This is a genomic window from Rhodanobacter sp. AS-Z3, assembly GCF_029224025.1.
GTDB lineage: Bacteria > Pseudomonadota > Gammaproteobacteria > Xanthomonadales > Rhodanobacteraceae > Rhodanobacter.
In genome coordinates this window covers 1,429,377-1,446,541 of record NZ_CP119392.1, presented here as the reverse complement: position 1 = coordinate 1,446,541, position 17,165 = coordinate 1,429,377, and the positions used below count along the sequence as shown (strand labels likewise).

Genomic DNA, 17,165 nt, shown 5'->3' with positions numbered 1-17,165 from the left:
GATCGCGTTACGGGTGCAGGGTCGTCGGCAAGCGCAAGCTGACCCGCAAACCGCCACCTTCACGATTGGCCAGCATCACGCGACCGCCATGTGCCTCGGCAATTTCGCGGGCGAGTGCCAGGCCCAGCCCCGTGCCGGAACGCTTGGTCGAATAGAACGGCAGCAAGGCCTGCGCCAGCACGGTCTCGCTCATGCCGGGGCCACGATCGGCGACTTCGATGCGCAGTTCGTTGCCAACTTCCAGCAGGGATAGGGTGACTTCGTCTTGCGGGCCACCCGACTCGTGCGCGTTCTTGATCAGGTTGATCAGCACCTGTTCGATCTGCGCGGCGTCGAAATGTCCGGGCCGTTCCGGCAGTGGCGTTGCAAGGACGTACTGACAATGCAGGGCCAGGCCATCAAGGAACGGCTTCCAGGTAATTTCGGCCAGCTGCGGCGTGGGCAACTTGGCAAAGCTGGCGTAGCCGGCAATGAACCGATGCAGGTGCAACGCGCGCTCGCCGATGGTGGCGAAGACGCCGGGCAAGCGGTCGAGCTGACCGCGTCGGGCCAGCTCGGCACCGGAGTGCGACAGCGAGGTGATCGGTGCCAGCGAGTTGTTGAGCTCATGACTGATCACCCGAATCACCCGCTTCCACGTCGCCACTTCCTGTCGCGACAACTCCTTCGTCATGCGCCGGAACAAATGCAACTGATGCGGCCGGCCCTGCAAACGGAAGGCGCGCTGCGAAAGATGGAAGGTCTCTTCGCTGCCCTCCATCTCCACGCTGAGCAAGGCATCCTTGCCACCTTCCACCGCCTTGCCCAGGGCTTCGGGTACCTCGGCGAGCAAGGTGGAAAAATCCAGCCCGTTGAGGCTGCGACCCTCGTTGAACAAATGACGCGAGGCGATGTTGGAATAGGCAACCCGACCGGACCCATCCGTCAGCACCAGCGCCACCGGGGTGTTCTGTACCACCGTGTCCAGCAGCAGCTCACGCTGCACCAGATGCTGGCGTTGCTCGCGCAGGGTTTGCCCCAGCGCATTGTGCATGCGGATCAACTCACCCAGTTCATCGCGGCGATTGACCGCGATGGAGAAGCTGAAATCACCGTCGCGATAACTGGCTACCGCACCTTCAAGCGCACGCAGCAGACGACTGACCGGTGCCATCACCAGACCGGCCAGCCAGAATGCCAGCGGCAACAACACGATCGCACTGGCCAGCAGGCCGCCGTAAATGCCCACTTGCATCGGTGCGCGGATGGTCAGGGCCAGATCCTTGCGCATCCACAGCAGCAACTGCGGCAGCGGCCACTGGGTGACACCCGCGTAGATCGCCGCGCCCGCCAACGCAGCCACCGCCAGCAGGATGGTCAGGCGTCCGCGCAGCGAATTCAGCCGACGCCACATCAGCCGACCTCATGGGGCAGGCGCAGAGTCAAAGCGGGCAGCCGACGGCATGCGGCGATTCGGCGCATTGGACCGGCGCCTGACCGTTTTGCCACGGCCGCTCGGCGCCGGTGACTGCAGCCTTGTCCGTCGCGCCGGGTGGCGGTTGATCGCCCGGAAGATCGACGCGCCTGGCCTTGACCTTGAACGGACTGCTGGACGACTTCGCTGCAGGCAGCGCGTCACTACGGTAAGTGATCGCACTGGACGCCGGCGCGGGTTCCGCCCAACGGCCACCCTTGTCCGTGGCCGAGGACGTGTCTTGCGCGGCAGCTGCCCACGTCATGACACAGGCCGAAAGAAAAACCACCATTCGATAACGCATGAGCTTGCTCCCTGGAAGAACCCGTATTCCTTTTACGCCACCTGGTCAGCACCAGCCACCGAGCCACTCACGGCGCGGGCGCCAGACCATAACGTTCCATCCGTCGATACAACGCCTGACGTGACAGGCCCAACTGTTGCGCCGCGCGACTAACCACACCACCCACCTTGTGCAGGGCCGCCTCGACTACCTCGCGACTGGGTTCATCGAGATTGCGTACCGCGGTCGTCACATGCTGCGGCAGGTTGAGCAACTCCGGCGTGATCGCGTTTCCACCAGCGAGCAAGGCCGCACGTTCGATCGCGTTCTTCAGCTCGCGCACGTTGCCCGGCCATGGATACCCGAGCAGGGCCTCGCGCGCCGCGTCGCCGAGTTCCGCGCGCCCCGCCAGAAAGAAATCAGCCAAGGGCAGGATGTCGTCGTTGCGTTCGGCCAATGCCGGCAGGTTCACTTCAATCACGTTGAGCCGGTAGTACAAATCCTCGCGGAACGTGCCCGCCTGAATCATCGCCTTGAGATCAGCGTTGGTTGCCGACAGCACACGCACCTTGGCATGGCGTGTCTTGCCGGAACCGAGCCGTTCAAACTGGCCGGTCTCCAGCACGCGCAGCAGCTTCATCTGGCCGGGCAACGGCAGGTTGCCGATCTCGTCGAGGAACAAGGTGCCGCCATCGGCCAGCTCGAAGCGACCTTCGCGCGCCTTGTTGGCGCCGGTATATGCGCCCGCTTCGGCGCCGAACAACTCGGCCTCGATCAATTCCCCCGGCAACGCACCGCAATTCACCGCCACGAACGGACCGCGCTTCACCGCCGAATTCGCATGCATGATCGCCGCGATGCGCTCCTTGCCGGTGCCATTGGGACCGGTGATCAGCACCGACACCTCGGAACGGGCGATCTGGCAAGCCAGATCCAGCGTGCGGGCCATCGCCTCGGAGGCGAACACCAGACTGTCCAGGTCGTATTTTTTCTGCAGGGTCTCACGCCGCAAGCGGCGTTCGCGCCGGCTGCGGGTGACCTCGCGGGTGGACTCGGACAACTCCAGAAGGTTCTCCACCGTAGCCAGCAGCTTGTTGTCGTCCCACGGCTTGGCCAGGTAGTCCGCAGCACCGGCCTTGACCAGCCCCACCGCGGTTTCCAGATGCGTCCACGCGGTCAGCAGAATCACCGGCAAATCGGAATGCTGCTCGCGGATCGCGCGGAACAGCGCCACACCTTCCTCGCCCGAGGTGGTGTCGGCAGTGAAATTCATGTCCTGAATCACCACGTCGACCGCTTCGCGCTGCAGCGTCGCGAGCCCTTCTTCGGGGGTCATCGCCACCAGCGCGTGGATCTCATGCAGCGACAACGCCAACGAAAGCGCCTCGCCTACGGCGGGGTTGTCGTCGATGATCAGAACCGTACGGGTCATCTTTTTTCTGCACATGCGGACATGGATGCCGCTCCAGCGATAAAGGTTGCCATGACTATCGAACTATTCAAGCAGGCATGACGCCTGCTCAACGTTGCCGCCCCGACGGACCAGGGCGGCAACCGCTTTCAGATCGCGACCGGATGTGCCGGCGCCGTGCCCGCCTTCACTGCAGCAATCCAGTTGTCTACGCGAGTTTCCAGCACGTCCAGCGGCAAGGCACCTCCGCTGAGAATCTCGTCGTGGAAGGCGCGAATGTCGAACTGCGCACCCAGTGCCTTTTCCGCGCGCGCGCGCAATTCGAGTATCTTCAACTCACCGGTCTTGTACGCCAGTGCCTGGCCCGGCCAGGTGACGTAGCGATCCGTTTCAGCCTGCACGTCCGGTTCGTCCTGACTGGAATGGGCGTGGAAATAATCGACCATCTGCTGCCGCGTCCAGTGCTTGTAGTGCACGCCGGTATCCAGCACCAGTCGGTCCGCACGCAAAAGCTCGTCGGACAGGCGACCGTAGTCGGACAGCTGATCCTTGTAGAAACCAACCTCCTTGCCCAGTTGCTCGGCATACAGCGCCCAGCCTTCGATGTACGCGGTGTAGCCGGCTTGCTGACGGAACGGCGGCAGCTTCGGCAAGGTCTGCGCAATCGACAGCTGCAGGTGATGACCCGGAATGCCTTCGTGATATGCCGTGGATTCGATGCTCAACACGCTGCGGTTGGCGAAGTCGCCGGTGTTGACGAAGATTTGTCCCGGTCGCGAGCCATCGGGCGTACCCGGATGGTATTCGGCGGCCGCCGCTTCCTTCTCGCGGAACTTCTCCACCGGCATCACCACGACCTTGGTTTTCGGCAGCAAGCCAAACAGCTTCGGCAATTCCGGCTGCATCCCAGCGATATAGCCGCGATAGCGATTGAGGATGTCCTCACGCGAGCTGGCATGGGTTTTCGGGTTGGTCTTCAGTGACGCGCGGAAACTGGCCAGATCCTTGAAACCCCGCGCCTGCGCGATCTTCGTCATCTCCCCTTCGATGCGCTTGACCTCGGCCAGGCCAATGTCGTGGATCTGCTGCGGCGTCTCCTTCGTTGTAGTCATCTGTTCGACGTCATAGCGATAAATCGCCTCGCCGTTGGGCAGGTTCCACACACCCGGCTCGCTGCGCCCGTGCGGCGCATAGTCGTTGGTCACGAACTTGCCAAGCTTCACGTATGCCGGGCGCACATCGTTATCGATGGCTGCAAGAATCGCGTCGTGCAGGCGTTTCTGATCAGCGGCCGAGACGGACTTCGGGAAATGCTTCAACGGTTCGGCGAACACGCTATCCATGCCGGCTGGCTTCTCGATGCTGTCGATCTGCACCGCGACTTTTTCGAGCAGATACTTCGGCGGCATCATCTTGTCGCGCAGGCCCTGGCGCGCCACCTCGGTCACTTGATCGAACAACTTTGGCACCGCCTTCAGGCGGGTCAGGTAGTCGTCGTATTCCTTGGTGTTGTTGAAGGGGATCGAGCTGACAAAGCCGGCCAGTCCGAGATGGACGCCGCTCATCTGATCCAGCGGCATCTCGTAGAGTTTGAGTTCATCGCCGCGAAGCTGGTCTTTCAGCTGACGCACCATCAGTTGCTGATTGAGCTTGTCGCTGTCCGCGAAGCCGGTGGTATCGATCGCTTCGAAACGCTTGAGGAAGTCCTCCGTCGCCTCGCGCTCAATCGGCACGCGAGCCAATGACGCATCGCTCCAGCGGTCGTTGTAACGCAGGTCGCCCAGCATGGTGGCGAATTCAGGGCTGTTCTTCAGGTTGTACTGCCACTGCTCGGCCAGCAAGGCGTTGAGCGCCTGCACCCGGCTACCCACATCACCCTTGGCAATCGCCTGCGCCGCCGGCATCGCCTGCAACGGGGCGATCTGGGTCACCGAACCCAGCAGGGTCGCGCAAATCAGCATCGGTAAAATTTTCATCAAACGGCATCCTTGAGTGGTGAACAAAGCGGGCACGAACGCAGCGATTGTGACTGGCATGAGTCGCCTCCTCACGTGCCAGAGTGCATGGCGCTCAGATGGAGCGTGTCGCCACCACGGGTGGTACCGCCGCAGCATGCAATGCCGGACCCAGCACCGCCAGCTGGCCCAGTGCCCACAGCACCAGCGCGCCAATTGGCAAATAGAACCATGGCAGCCGCGGCAACTCGTAGTGCTGCATCAGCACCGCGTTCAGCAGAAAGGCCAGCAACATGCCCAGCACGATGCCGCCGCTGACGATCAGGAAATTCTCGGTCTGGAAGTAACGCAGGATGTCGCCGCGAGTGGCACCAATCGCACGGCGAATGCCGATGCTGCGGGTGCGTTGTTGCACCCAGAAATTGGCCAGCCCGGTGATCCCCAGCGCGGTGACGAACAGCAGGCCCAGTGCCGAGGCGATCAACAGGCCAATCATGGTGGTGTCACGCTGGAAGTATTCGGCGCGGATCTCGTGGTAAGTCTGCATGCGCTTCGGATTGATCAACCGATTCGGGTTGAGCTTCAGCAAGGCAGCCGAAGCGGCCTGCAGCACGCGGGCGCGATCCTGCGGGGCACTGCGCATCACGTAGCGCACACTCAAATGAGCCGGACGCTGTGGCCAGATCATGCTGTCGCCGTCGACGCCCGGCGCACGCAGGTTCGGCCGCAGCAGCGTGTCGACGATGCCCACGATGCGGATGTAATTGTCGCCGTCGTACATGCTTTGCCCCAGCGCCTGCTTGCCCGGGTACAGATGCTGCGCCAGCGCGCGGGTAACGATGGCGACGGCGGGTTTGCCCTCGCTCACGTATTCCTCCGGCTGGAAATCACGACCCGCCACCAAGTGCAGGCCCAACGTCTTGATCAGGCCGGGTGTACCGTCGTATACGGCAGGTTCCATGCAACCGCTGCCTTCGATCGAGTTCCGCTGCATCGCACGATCCATCGCTTCCTTGCTCGGACAGAGGCCGCGGGACCCCTCGTTCTGGTTCAGTGGCAGCGAATAGCTGACTGCCACCACCGATTGCACACCAGGAACTCCGCGCAGCGTTGCCAGATCGGCGGCATGCAGAGCCTGAGGATTTGCTCCCTTTTCGATGCCCGTGCTGGCGATCACCGACAACTCGTTTTCGGCCATGCCGGTAGGCACGCTGATGCGCTGCATGCGACCGGCAATCATGAACACCACGTTGCAGACGATGGCGCAGGTAAAGGCCACCTGCATGGTCAGCAGGAAGGCGGTGAGCTTATGTTGGCGCAAGCTGGAAAGTATGGGACGCAGGTTCATCGCGGCAATCCTCATCGTCACAGGGTTTTCAGTTGCAGGGCGGGTGCCACGCGGCAGGCGCGCCACGCCGGCAACAAGCCGGCGGCCACGCTGACACCCATCGCCAGCGCGATCGTGCCCAGCAGCATTGAAACGTCCATTTGTGCCAGATGGGCATAGTCGTCGGGGCGACGCCGGATGCTCCACAAGCCCAACTGCGCAATCAGCAAACCCAGCAAGCCGCCGGCCACCCCGATCAACGCGGACTCCACGCCCAGTTGTAAAAACACATCGCGCCGCCGCGCACCCAGCGCGCGGCGCACGCTGATTTCACCGCTACGACGCAGGAACTTGGCCAGTAGCAAGGCGACGATGTTGGTCATGCAGACAAACAAGAAGCCCAGCGCCAGCCACATTTGCAGGCGCACGTCGTTGGGCACCAGATTCTCGTGGCTAAGCCAACCCATCAAGCTGTAGAGCTTCGCGTTGGTCGGCGGGCGCTGGAACCGGCCCAGCGCTTTTTGTTCGGCCGAATAGTCGAGCAGGAAACGGCGATAGTCAGCCACCTGTTGGCTGCCATCCAGTTGTACCCAGAACTGCAGCCACGACATGCCGTCGCTGGTCAGCATGCCGTGGTCCACCGCCTTGACCCAGCTTGAACGATTGCCATTGATATCCAGCTTCAGGTCGACCGCCACGGAGAGCGGCAGGAAGTACTGATCGGGATCAGCGAACTGCTGCGCCGACATGTCGCCATAGAACATCGGTTGCGGGCGCCAATCGGTGGTCACGCCGACCACTCGATAATCGCCGTCGCCCAGCCGTACCCTCTGACCGATGCTGTCGGCATTGCCGAACAATTTCCTGTTGAGGGTTTCGCTCAACACCACCACGCGCGCACGTGCCGCATCGTCTGCCGCGGACCAGCCCTGCCCGCGTTCGAACGGCACACCGAACATCGCGAAGATATCCGCGGTGGCAAAGCGACCATCCACGTAGAAAGGTTGCAACCCTGTCTGTGCCGGATGCACCAGCAGCGAGCCACCCGCCATTGCCGCCTGCCGCACGCCACGATGCGCCTTCAGCAAGGCCATGGCGTCACGCCAGGTCAGGTTGTCGCTGGCATCAGGACTATCACCGTGCTGCTTGTAGTCCAGTGGCAACGGATCGAGATGTGGCGTGAACAGCTGTGCGCTGCGAGCCGGCAGCGGATCGCTGGTCATCACATGCAGCACGGTAATCATCGTCATGCTCGCACCGATGCCCAGCCCGATCGCCAGCACCATCAGCGCCGTGAGCAGCTTGTTGCGCTTGAGGCTGCGTAGTGCCAGATGAAAATAGTAGCCGAGCATCATGAGTCTCCTGCGGAAGCGAAAGTGGGTCGCAATGCACCGGTGACACGTAGTACGAGCACTGTCCGCCGACGGCGTACCCGATCACCCCACGCCAACATGGCGGGCAGTGCCCGCCCTGCGCGCGAATGATCAACGGATGTGCCCATCACACGCTCCTCGTCGCTACCACCGGCGGCACCGCTGCCGCCCGCAGCGCCGGCGACAGCACGGCCAGTTGTCCGAGCGCCCACAGCACCAGCGCGCCTACGGGCAACCAGAACAGCGGCAACCGGGCCATTTCCAGATGCGTCATCAACCACAAATTTCCGGCATAAGCGGCGAGCATGCCGAACACAATGCCGACGCTGACGACCAGAAAATTTTCCAGCAGGAACTGGCGCAGGATGTCGCCACGGGTGGCACCCAATGCGCGCCGAATACCAATCTGGCGACGACGCCGCTGCACCCAGAAGCCGGTCAGACCCATGATGCCGATGACGGTGATGGCGACCACCGCAAGGGTCACGCCCAGCAGCAACAGGATCATGTTCCGGTTGGCGCTGAAATAGTCATCGCGCAACGTTTCGAAACGGCGCACGCGTGGTTCAGCGGTTGGCGACAAATGCAGATCCTCACGTAGCTGCGCCGGCAACGCTCGCGCCACGGCATCCGTCTGACCCGGCTTGGCGCGCACCACCGCGTTGGCCATGAAAAATCCGTCGCCGGGAATGATCGGCATGATCACGGTGGCATTGGCGTGCTCGGTGTCCGTGGGCTGACGTGCCGCAAGATACTTCACCACACCGATGACTACCGGCCGCAAGGCATCCGCGTCCTTGCCCATCACGATGCGCTGGCCTAGCGCATGACCGGCGGGGAAAAGTTGCTGTGCGACATCGGCCGTAATGATGGCCACCGAGGCATCCATTTCCATGCCATGCGTGGGCTGAATTTCCTCAGGCAGGAAGTCGCGCCCTTCGATCAGCTGCAGACCCAGCGCATCCACAAGATGGTCACCCATGTACAGCGTGGCTGCTGCGGATGTGTTGCCTTTTTCATCCAGCCAGTTGCCCTCGGCGTTGAAGCCACTGGTATAAGGCATACCCAGATCCAGCGCGACGGACTGCACGCCAGGCATGGCACGAACATGCGCCTGCAACGCGCGAAGGTCAGCCAGGTTGGCGCCACCACTGACACTGCCGGTCGCCTGATCGAGCGTGCTCGGGAAGGCAATCTGGTCGACATACAACACCTGGTCGGCAACCACGCCCGTGGCAGCCAGCATCGGTGCCGCCTGCTGCGCGATGAAGAACAAGGCATTGCAGACAATCGCGCAGGCCAGCGCCGTCTGCAGAATCAGGAAGAAAGCGGTGAGCCGACTGAAGCGCAAGGCCGAGGCGATATGACGCAAGCTCATCTCAGTTCTCCTTCACTTGCAGGCCCGGTTCCACCACCGAGGCACGCCACGCCGGTACCGTGCCAATGGCCAGGCTGGCCACCAGCGAAAGCAGCAACAGCGTCAACGCCACCGACCAGTCCAGTCGGATGACACTGGCGTAAGCGACCGGCTGCAGGCGCACCAGATACAAACCCAGCCCGACCAGCGGCAACGCCAGCACGCCTCCGCTGACGCCAATCAAGCCCGCTTCCAGCAGACACTGCGAAAAGATCGCGCGACGCGATGCGCCCAGCGCACGCCGAATACCCAACTCCACCGAACTGCGCAGGAAACGGGTCAGCAACAGGCCGGCGACATTGGCCAGACACACCAGCAGGAATGACAACGACAACCAGACGCCGAAGCGCGCGCTCACCGGCACTAGATGATGTGCATCAAGAAAGACATGAACATCCTGCAGACCCACCGCCGATGCGCCGCCGTTCGCGAACCGACCCGCGGCATGTTGCGTATCGGCATAACGCGTGAGCATCTGCCGATAATCGGCGCGCTGTTCCGCCGTGGACAATTGAACCCAAAAACCAAGATACGGACATATCGCGGCATCGGGCTTGGTGATCGACTGGGTGCCACAGGTCGAGAAGCTGGCCAGTCGCACGCCCTGCTCCCGCGCCGCCGCGACTGGAATGAAAACCTCTTCGGCCGGGCATGCGTAAACGCACATGCCCAGTCCATAAAAATGCGGGTACGGCTTCCACACGCCGCTGACGGCCACCACGCGGAACAACTTGCCGCCGATCTGCACGGACTGCCCCAGCGCCGAGGCGTCGCCGAACAGGCGGTGACTCAACTCACTGGAGATCACCGCAACCGGTAACGCCGCTTCATCATCACGGGTGCTCCAGGCGCGCCCCTGCAGCAAGGGCACAGCAAACATGTCGAAGAACGCACTCTGCACCTGCAGACCGGAAACATTCTTCACTTCCTTCACCGCTCCACCCACGGTACCGCTGACGGTCAGAAAGTCGGTATTGATCACCGCCGTCTGCGGGGTTGCCGGCCGCACGTGCTGCAACTGTTGCACGTCCAGCCATGGCAACAGGTCGGGGAGCCGGGACGAGCTGGACTCCTTGATGTCTGCCTTGCTGCGCGCATCCATTTGCACGGCGTACAACGAACCACTGCGATTGGGCAGTGGATCACCCGACAACAGCCGCGTCACGGTTTGCGCCGTTACCGTGGCGCCAAGACCCAAGGCCAACGCCAACACATTCAACAACGTGATCCGCGGAAAATGCCGCAAACCGCGCCACGCCAGTTCCATGTTGTAACCCCACATTCCCTTCTCCCTCGTCAAATCCACAACGCTGCAAACTCCGACAACCGCATTTGCACTACACCGATCTTGTCGCCACCACCGGCGGCACCGCCGCGGCGCGCAGCGCCGGTCCGAGCACTGCCAACTGCCCCAGCGCCCACAGCACCAGCGCGCCGATGGGCAGGTAATACGCCGGCAAGCGCGGCAATTCGTAGTGCTGCATCAGGACCAGATTGAGTCCATACGCCAGCAGCATGCCCAGCGCGATGCCGCCACTGACGATCAGAAAATTCTCGGTCTGGAAGTAGCGCAGAATGTCGCCGCGGGTGGCGCCGATGGCGCGGCGAATACCGATCTGTCGCTGCCGCTGCTGCACCCAGAAACTGGCGAGACCGACGATGCCCAGCGCAGTGACCAGCAACAAGGCCACGATCACGCCGATCAGCATGCCGGTCATCGCGCGATCGGGCTTGAATACGTCGTGGCGCAGTTCGGTCAGCGCATGGCTGTTTTCCCGATCAATCACCACGTTCGGCACGGCTTTGGCAACGGCCGCGAGAACATCACGCATCACCCGCGGCAGGTCGGCGGGATTCGCCCGCAACAAATAGCTTCCGGTGAGGTACGGACCAGGTTGCGCCGGCACGAACACCGACCACTGGCGCTCTTGCGGCGCCCAGCCCAGCGGATCAGGCCGCACCAGATTTTTCAGCACACCGACGACGCGGAAGTGCGACTTCAGCACCCAGAATTCCTTGCCCAGCGGATCGACACCGGGCCACAGGTGTTCGGCCAGCGACTGGGTGATTTGCACGGAGCCACCATCGGGCATGAATCCGGTGAACGGCTGAAAGTCATCCGGCTGCGATGCACGGCCCGCGACCACTTGGGCCCCAAGCGCATGCAGACTGCCCGGACCACCCACATAGAACTCGACCACGCCGCCGAAATGCTGGCCAGCCGCATCGGTGGTGAGACCTGCCGTACCACGGCGACTGCCGAACGGTATCGAGTTCAGCAGCGACGCCGACTGCACACCGGGAACCGCGCGCATGGCAGCCAGCACCCGTGCATCCACGTCGCCGGCCTGGGCCGGTTCATAGCCGGTCAGTTGCACCGTCGCCAGCGCGGCTTCATCCACGCCACTGTCAACATGCATCGCGCTGATGCGCTGGGTAATCATGAAACAGGCGTTGCACAGCACCGCACACGCCAAGGCAATTTCCAGCGCGATCAGAATCGTCGATAGACGATGCTTGCGCAGGGCAGCGAGTATGGGTTGGATCTGCATGAGGTCACTACCTGTAGGAAACCGTTCCAGTGATGATTCCGGCCATGGAGCGCCGGTTGCTTGCGCGGTGATCGCGCGCTAAAGCGTCTTGAGTTGCAGCCCCGGTGCCACGCGACTGGCTCGCAATGCCGGCAACACGCCGGCCAGCAGGCTGGCTGCAATCGCCAGCACAAACGTCAGGCCGAACATGCCAAGGTCCAGATGCGCAAAGTCGGCGTACTCGACCGGCTGCTGACGCACCAGCCACAGACCCAGCAAGGTCAGCAACCAGCCGCCGATACCACCGACCAGGCCCACCATGCCGGCCTCCACCAGGCATTGAGCGAACACCGCCCCACGACTGGCGCCCAGCGCACGCCGCACGCCGATCTCGTTACTGCGACGCAGGAACTTGGCCAGCAGCAGCCCCACCGTGTTGAACAGGCAGATCGCCAGGAACGCAAACGCCAGCCAGGTCTGCAGTCTCACGTCACTGGGCACCACATGGTTCAAATCCAGCCACTGCATCAGGCTCGGCATGCGCGTCTGGGTGTTGGCGAAACGACCCAACTGCTTCTGCTCCTGGGCGTAATGCGTCATGAAGCTGCGGTAGTCCGTGGCCTTGGCTGCACTGTCCAGTTGCACCCACAGCGCCACCCACGCACACGGCGCGTCCTGCAAATGCCCGGGCGTGGACACGGCGCCCCAACAAGTGAACTGCCAGAAGTTACCGTCGTTGATCTCCAGCGCGCTGAAGAACGGCACGAACACGTCTTGCGGCTTGTCGTAGAACGACGAGGTCTGGCCCTGGGCAAAACGACCACCGCGCACATCGTAGAAGCGCGGCGACGGCCGCCACTTCTGCAACACGCCGACAATGCGCACGTCACTGTCTTTCAGGCGCACGGTCTTGCCCACGCTGTTGGCGCCACCGAACAAGCGGTCGTTGAGGCTGGATGAAATCACCGCCACGCGCGCCCGGCTGGCAGCATCTTCCGCCGTCCAGGCGCTGCCGTACTGGAACGGCACGTCGAACATCGCAAAGAAGTCAGAAGTCGTCGCCAGCATCGGCAACATCAGCGGCGGCAACGTCGAACCGGGTGCCTGCACCTTCACGTCGCTGTTGGCGAGCAACGCCTGGCGATCCGCGCGATGCGCCGTCCAAAGATCCACCGCCGAGTGATAGTCGAGCACATCGAGCGGCCCGCCTTTCGCGTAACCCGCTGGCGATGCATCCACCTGTGGGTAGTAGATATGCGCGCTTCGGCCCGGCAGCGGATCGCCCGACAGCAAGTGCATCACGGTCAGCGTGGTCATGCTGGCACCGATGCCAACAGCGATTGCCAACACCATTAGCGCCGTGAGTGTCCGGTTGCGCTTGAGGCTGCGCAGGGCGAGGTCGAGGTAATAAGCAAACATCATGGTTCACCCTCGAAGACAGAGACAGGTTGGACGGTCGGAGCGACACGGAAGAACGACACCCACTGCCAACGAGGTGTGGGACAGAGCCGAACCCGCGCGACAGGCGAGGTCCACCACAAGCGTGAATGATTCATGCAGACTTTCATCCGATGCCCCGCGTCGCCACCACCGGCGGTACCGATGCGGCCTTTTGTGCCGGGCCGAATACCGAGGCCTGGCCCAGCAGCCACAGCGCGAGCGCACCGCACGGCAGGTAGTACCAGGGCATGCGGTCCATCTCGTAGTGCTGCATCAGGTAGAGGTTGATGCCAAAGGCCAAGCCCATGCCCAGCAGCACGCCAGCTGAAGTGAGCAGGAAGTTCTCGGTCTGGAAGTACTGCAGGATGTGCCCACGCGTGGCCCCCACCGCGCGACGTATGCCGATCTGCCGGCGTCGCTGACCGACCCAGAAACTGGTCAGGCCGACAATGCCGAAGGCGGTTACCGCGAGCATTACCGCGCAGACCAGTACCAGCATCCAGGCCATCGAGCTCATGTCGGCGAAATACTTTGCGCGAATGCCCAGGTAGGTCGTGCCCTTGGCGATGGCCGCTGGATTGAGTTCGGCCAGCTTCTGCTCGGCGTCGCGCATGATACGGTCGCGATCCTGCGGAGCACCGCGCAGGAGGTAAAAGCCCAGCGCGCCCTTGCTGCCCGCTGCACTCATCGGGAAGAACACGTCTTCGTACGACTTGTCGGTGTTCTGCGTGTTGATGTTGGGACGAAGCACATCCTCGACCACCCCGACGACGCTGTAGTAGTGCGGCATGGAATAAAGCGTCTTGCCCAGCGCCGACTGGCCCGGCCAGAAGCGCTCAGCTGTTCGTTGCGTCACCACCACCACGTGTGTCTCGGGCAGTGGTGCGGTATCGAATTTGCTGTCGGCGAACTCGTCCGCGTTGAAGAAGCGCCCCTGCAGCAGATGCAAGCCGAGCGCCTGGTCGGCGCCAGCGCCAACGAAATACAGCGAGACGTTGATGTTCTTCTTGTCGGAGATGACCGAGTCGGGGCTGCTGCCGAAACTCCATCCCCAGTTGTTTTGGGATAGTGGCAGGCTGCTGGTGACGGCTACCTGTTTCACGCCAGCAATGCCAAGCAGCGCGGCCAGATTACGCGGAAGGTCGCTGCCGACGAGCTTGTCGTCGGTGCCTCGCAGGGTGACGGCTACCAAACCCTGTTCGTCGATCGCATTGGGCAGATGAATATCGCTGACGCGTTTGCTGATCATGAACACGGCGTTGCACAGCACGGCACAAGCCAGCGCGATTTCCAGCACGATCAGGATCGCGGGAATACGATGCTTGCGCAGGCTGGCGAGAATCGGACGGATTTCCATGCTCACCTCAGGCCGCTTTCAGTTGGGGAGCCGGCGCCAGCACGCTGGCACGCCAGGCGGGCAACAGGCCGGCGATCAGACTTGCCACGAGGGCAACGACAAAGGTGAACGCAAACATCGAGAGATCGAGATGCGCGAGGCTGGCGTACTGCGCCGGCTGATGTCGAATGCCGAGCAACCCCAACTCGGCAAACGCCAGGCCAAGCACTCCTCCCGCCAGACCGACCATACCGGCTTCGACCATGAACTGGCTGAAAATCTCCTTGCGCGTGGCACCCAGCGCGCGACGTACACCAATCTCCTGCGAGCGACGCAGGCACTTGGCGAGCAGCAGGCCCACCGTATTGACTACACAGATCAACAGAAAACCAAAAGCCAGATCTGCCTGCAGCCGCACGTCATCCGGCACCACTTGCTGCTCGCGCATCAGGCTCATCAGATCGAGCAACGAGGTATCCGGTCGTACGAAGCGACCTATGGCGATCTGCTGTTTGACGTAGCCGTCGAGGAACTGTTTGTAGCCGGCCACGGCGCCCTCATTGTTCAGCTCAACCCATACACCCAGCCACTCACACGGCGCCGTCTCCAAGTGCCGGAAATCCTCGACGGCGGCATAGCACTCCGTGTCTTGCGGTCCCATCTCCATCGCCCGCGCGGTGCGCAGCGGCAGAAACACTGCATCGCCATCCCCGTAACTGCGGCTACCCATACCCTGGGTATAGAAACGAGGCTGCGGCGACCAAGGCTTGAGTACGCCGACGATACGCAGATCGTGATCGCCGACGCGGATGGTCTTGCCGACACTGTTGGTGCCGCCAAACAGCTTGTCGTTGAGAAAACCGGCAATCACCACCAACTCGGCGCCACTCTCGTCATCGGCCTCGCTCCAGCCGCTGCCGTACTGAAACGGCGCATCGAACATCGCGAAGAAATCCGCGGTGGTCATCACCGCATCGCTGAAGAACGGACGGGCGTGCGCCTTGTCCGGCATGATCTTGGCCTGGGTCATCGCCATCGCCGCTTGCCGGGTGCCGCGCTTCGCGTGCATCAGGGCCATCGCGTCCGGATAGGCCATGGTCAGATCCGGTTTGGTCTGCCCTTCGAGATAGCCGTCCTTAGAATTCGGATCGATCTGCGGGTAGAACAGCTGCGCGCTCTTCTGCGGAAGCGGATCACCCGAGAGCAGTCGCAGCACGGTCAAGGTGGTGATCGTCGCACCGATACCGAGTGCCAACGCCAGCACCATCAGTGTGGTGAGTACCCGGTTACGTTTCAGGCTGCGCAGGGCAAGGTCGAGATAGTAGGCAAACATCATTTCGCTCCTTCAAAGCCAGAATCAAGCTGGAGTGCAAGCCCTGCGCCCGGGTGATTCATGCAGATATTCATCAGACGCTCCTGGTCGCCACGACGGGCGGCACGGCCCCCGCACGCAATGCAGGGCCCAACACCGCCAACTGACCGATCACCCACAACGTGATCGCGCCCATCGGAAAGTAGATCGCCGGCAGTCGTGGCAATTCGTAATGCAACATCAGGAACAAGTTGATGCCGTAGGCCAGCAGCATGCCGAGCGTGATACCAATCGTGGCCAACACGAAGTTTTCGGTCTGGAAGTAATGCAGGATATTGGCCCGAGTGGCACCTAACGCGCGGCGGACACCGATGGTGCGGCGGCGCTGACCGACCCAGAAGCTGGCCAGGCCGGCGATGCCAAGCGCGGTGACCAGCAACAACGCAGCGATGACACCGACCAGGATGCCGGCCATGGCGCGGTCATCCTGGAAGTGGTCCTGGCGCAGTTCGTCATAGGTGCGCTGCTCCAGCACGACGCGATTGGGATCGAGGCGCTTGAGCGCAGCCAGAGCGGATTTCAGCACCTGCTCACGATCGCGCGGGTTGGTGCGGATCACGTAGCTTCCGCCCTCTGCCGCGGTCAGGCGTATCGGAAACACAATGCTGTTCTGGGCGCCCATCTGCAGCATGTTCGGCCGTGCCAGTGGCGCGCTCACACCGACCACCTGCATCGGTATGTCGTTACCAAAATAGATCGTCTTGCCCAGCGCACTCTGATCGGGCCACAGACGCACAGCAACGGCCTGAGCGACGATCACGGTGTGGGGCAGATCTTTCAGCTCGCCACCGTGCAACGCGGGCAAGACGGATTTCAGGTCGATCAGTTCATCAGGCTGGAAATCACGCCCCGAAATGAGCCGCACACCCAGCGTCGTCAGCAGGTTCTGGCCGTAGTAGCTCGCTACCTCGAGCGACGCCTGCCGCTGGTGGGGACGCAACTTGATGCCGCTGTTCGACATCGCGTGACCACTGAGCGGCAGCTGGTTTACCAGGGCCACCGCCTGCACCCCGGCAATCTGCTGCAGCGTGGCCAGATCGGTTTGCGCCTGCGCATAGGCATCTGTTTGATCGCCGACGTAGGCAAATTTGATCTGCAGCAAATTGTGCTCGGCGATACCGCTGGGAATATCCATGCGCTGCAGGCGTTGATTGATCAGGAACACCGCGTTGCACACGATGCCGCAGGTCAACGCGATCTCCAGGATCAACAGCCATGCGGTGATCTTGTGCCGGTGCAAAGTGGAAAGAATCGGTCGGATGTCCAT

13 protein-coding genes are annotated in these 17,165 nt (G+C 62.3%); all 13 read right to left on the bottom strand.

The genetic code is table 11. The annotated features are described in order from the left end of the window. Positions 1 to 7: 7 nt before the first annotated feature. On the bottom strand, positions 8 to 1,393 hold the full coding sequence (locus PY254_RS06120; RefSeq protein ID WP_281014589.1) for a sensor histidine kinase: 1,386 nt from the start codon (positions 1,391 to 1,393) through the stop codon (positions 8 to 10). A 28-nt stretch (positions 1,394 to 1,421) separates the two neighbouring features. Further along, positions 1,422 to 1,757, bottom strand: coding sequence for a hypothetical protein (locus PY254_RS06115; RefSeq protein WP_281014588.1), 336 nt, complete (start codon positions 1,755 to 1,757; stop codon positions 1,422 to 1,424). A gap of 67 nt (positions 1,758 to 1,824) precedes the next feature. Beyond that, complete coding sequence (locus PY254_RS06110; RefSeq protein ID WP_281014587.1) at positions 1,825 to 3,168, bottom strand: sigma-54-dependent transcriptional regulator; 1,344 nt, start codon at positions 3,166 to 3,168, stop codon at positions 1,825 to 1,827. 128 nt (positions 3,169 to 3,296) lie between these two features. Then, entirely contained in the window at positions 3,297 to 5,123 is a 1,827-nt protein-coding gene (locus tag PY254_RS06105; protein ID WP_281014586.1) for a DUF885 domain-containing protein, read from the bottom strand. Positions 5,124 to 5,217: 94 nt separating this feature from the next. Beyond that, positions 5,218 to 6,450 (bottom strand): ABC transporter permease, encoded by a 1,233-nt coding sequence (locus tag PY254_RS06100; protein WP_281014585.1) that lies wholly within the window; start codon positions 6,448 to 6,450, stop codon positions 5,218 to 5,220. A 17-nt stretch (positions 6,451 to 6,467) separates the two neighbouring features. Beyond that, positions 6,468 to 7,781 carry an ABC transporter permease gene (locus PY254_RS06095; protein ID WP_281014584.1) on the bottom strand — a complete coding sequence of 438 codons (1,314 nt, stop codon included), beginning with the start codon at positions 7,779 to 7,781 and terminating at the stop codon, positions 6,468 to 6,470. Between the two features lie 148 nt (positions 7,782 to 7,929). Continuing rightward, positions 7,930 to 9,180: an ABC transporter permease gene (locus PY254_RS06090; RefSeq protein WP_281014583.1), complete on the bottom strand. Its 1,251-nt coding sequence runs from the start codon at positions 9,178 to 9,180 to the stop codon at positions 7,930 to 7,932. A 1-nt stretch (position 9,181) separates the two neighbouring features. Continuing rightward, complete coding sequence (locus tag PY254_RS06085) at positions 9,182 to 10,501, bottom strand: ABC transporter permease (RefSeq protein ID WP_281014582.1); 1,320 nt, start codon at positions 10,499 to 10,501, stop codon at positions 9,182 to 9,184. A 55-nt stretch (positions 10,502 to 10,556) separates the two neighbouring features. Continuing rightward, positions 10,557 to 11,771, bottom strand: a complete 1,215-nt coding sequence (locus tag PY254_RS06080) for an ABC transporter permease (RefSeq protein WP_281014581.1) — start codon at positions 11,769 to 11,771, stop codon at positions 10,557 to 10,559. A gap of 78 nt (positions 11,772 to 11,849) precedes the next feature. Further along, complete coding sequence (locus PY254_RS06075; protein ID WP_281014580.1) at positions 11,850 to 13,169, bottom strand: ABC transporter permease; 1,320 nt, start codon at positions 13,167 to 13,169, stop codon at positions 11,850 to 11,852. Positions 13,170 to 13,314: 145 nt separating this feature from the next. Next, entirely contained in the window at positions 13,315 to 14,547 is a 1,233-nt protein-coding gene (locus PY254_RS06070; RefSeq protein WP_281014579.1) for an ABC transporter permease, read from the bottom strand. A gap of 7 nt (positions 14,548 to 14,554) precedes the next feature. Continuing rightward, on the bottom strand, positions 14,555 to 15,859 hold the full coding sequence (locus tag PY254_RS06065) for an ABC transporter permease (protein ID WP_281014578.1): 1,305 nt from the start codon (positions 15,857 to 15,859) through the stop codon (positions 14,555 to 14,557). A gap of 73 nt (positions 15,860 to 15,932) precedes the next feature. Further along, positions 15,933 to 17,165: an ABC transporter permease gene (locus PY254_RS06060; protein ID WP_281014577.1), complete on the bottom strand. Its 1,233-nt coding sequence runs from the start codon at positions 17,163 to 17,165 to the stop codon at positions 15,933 to 15,935.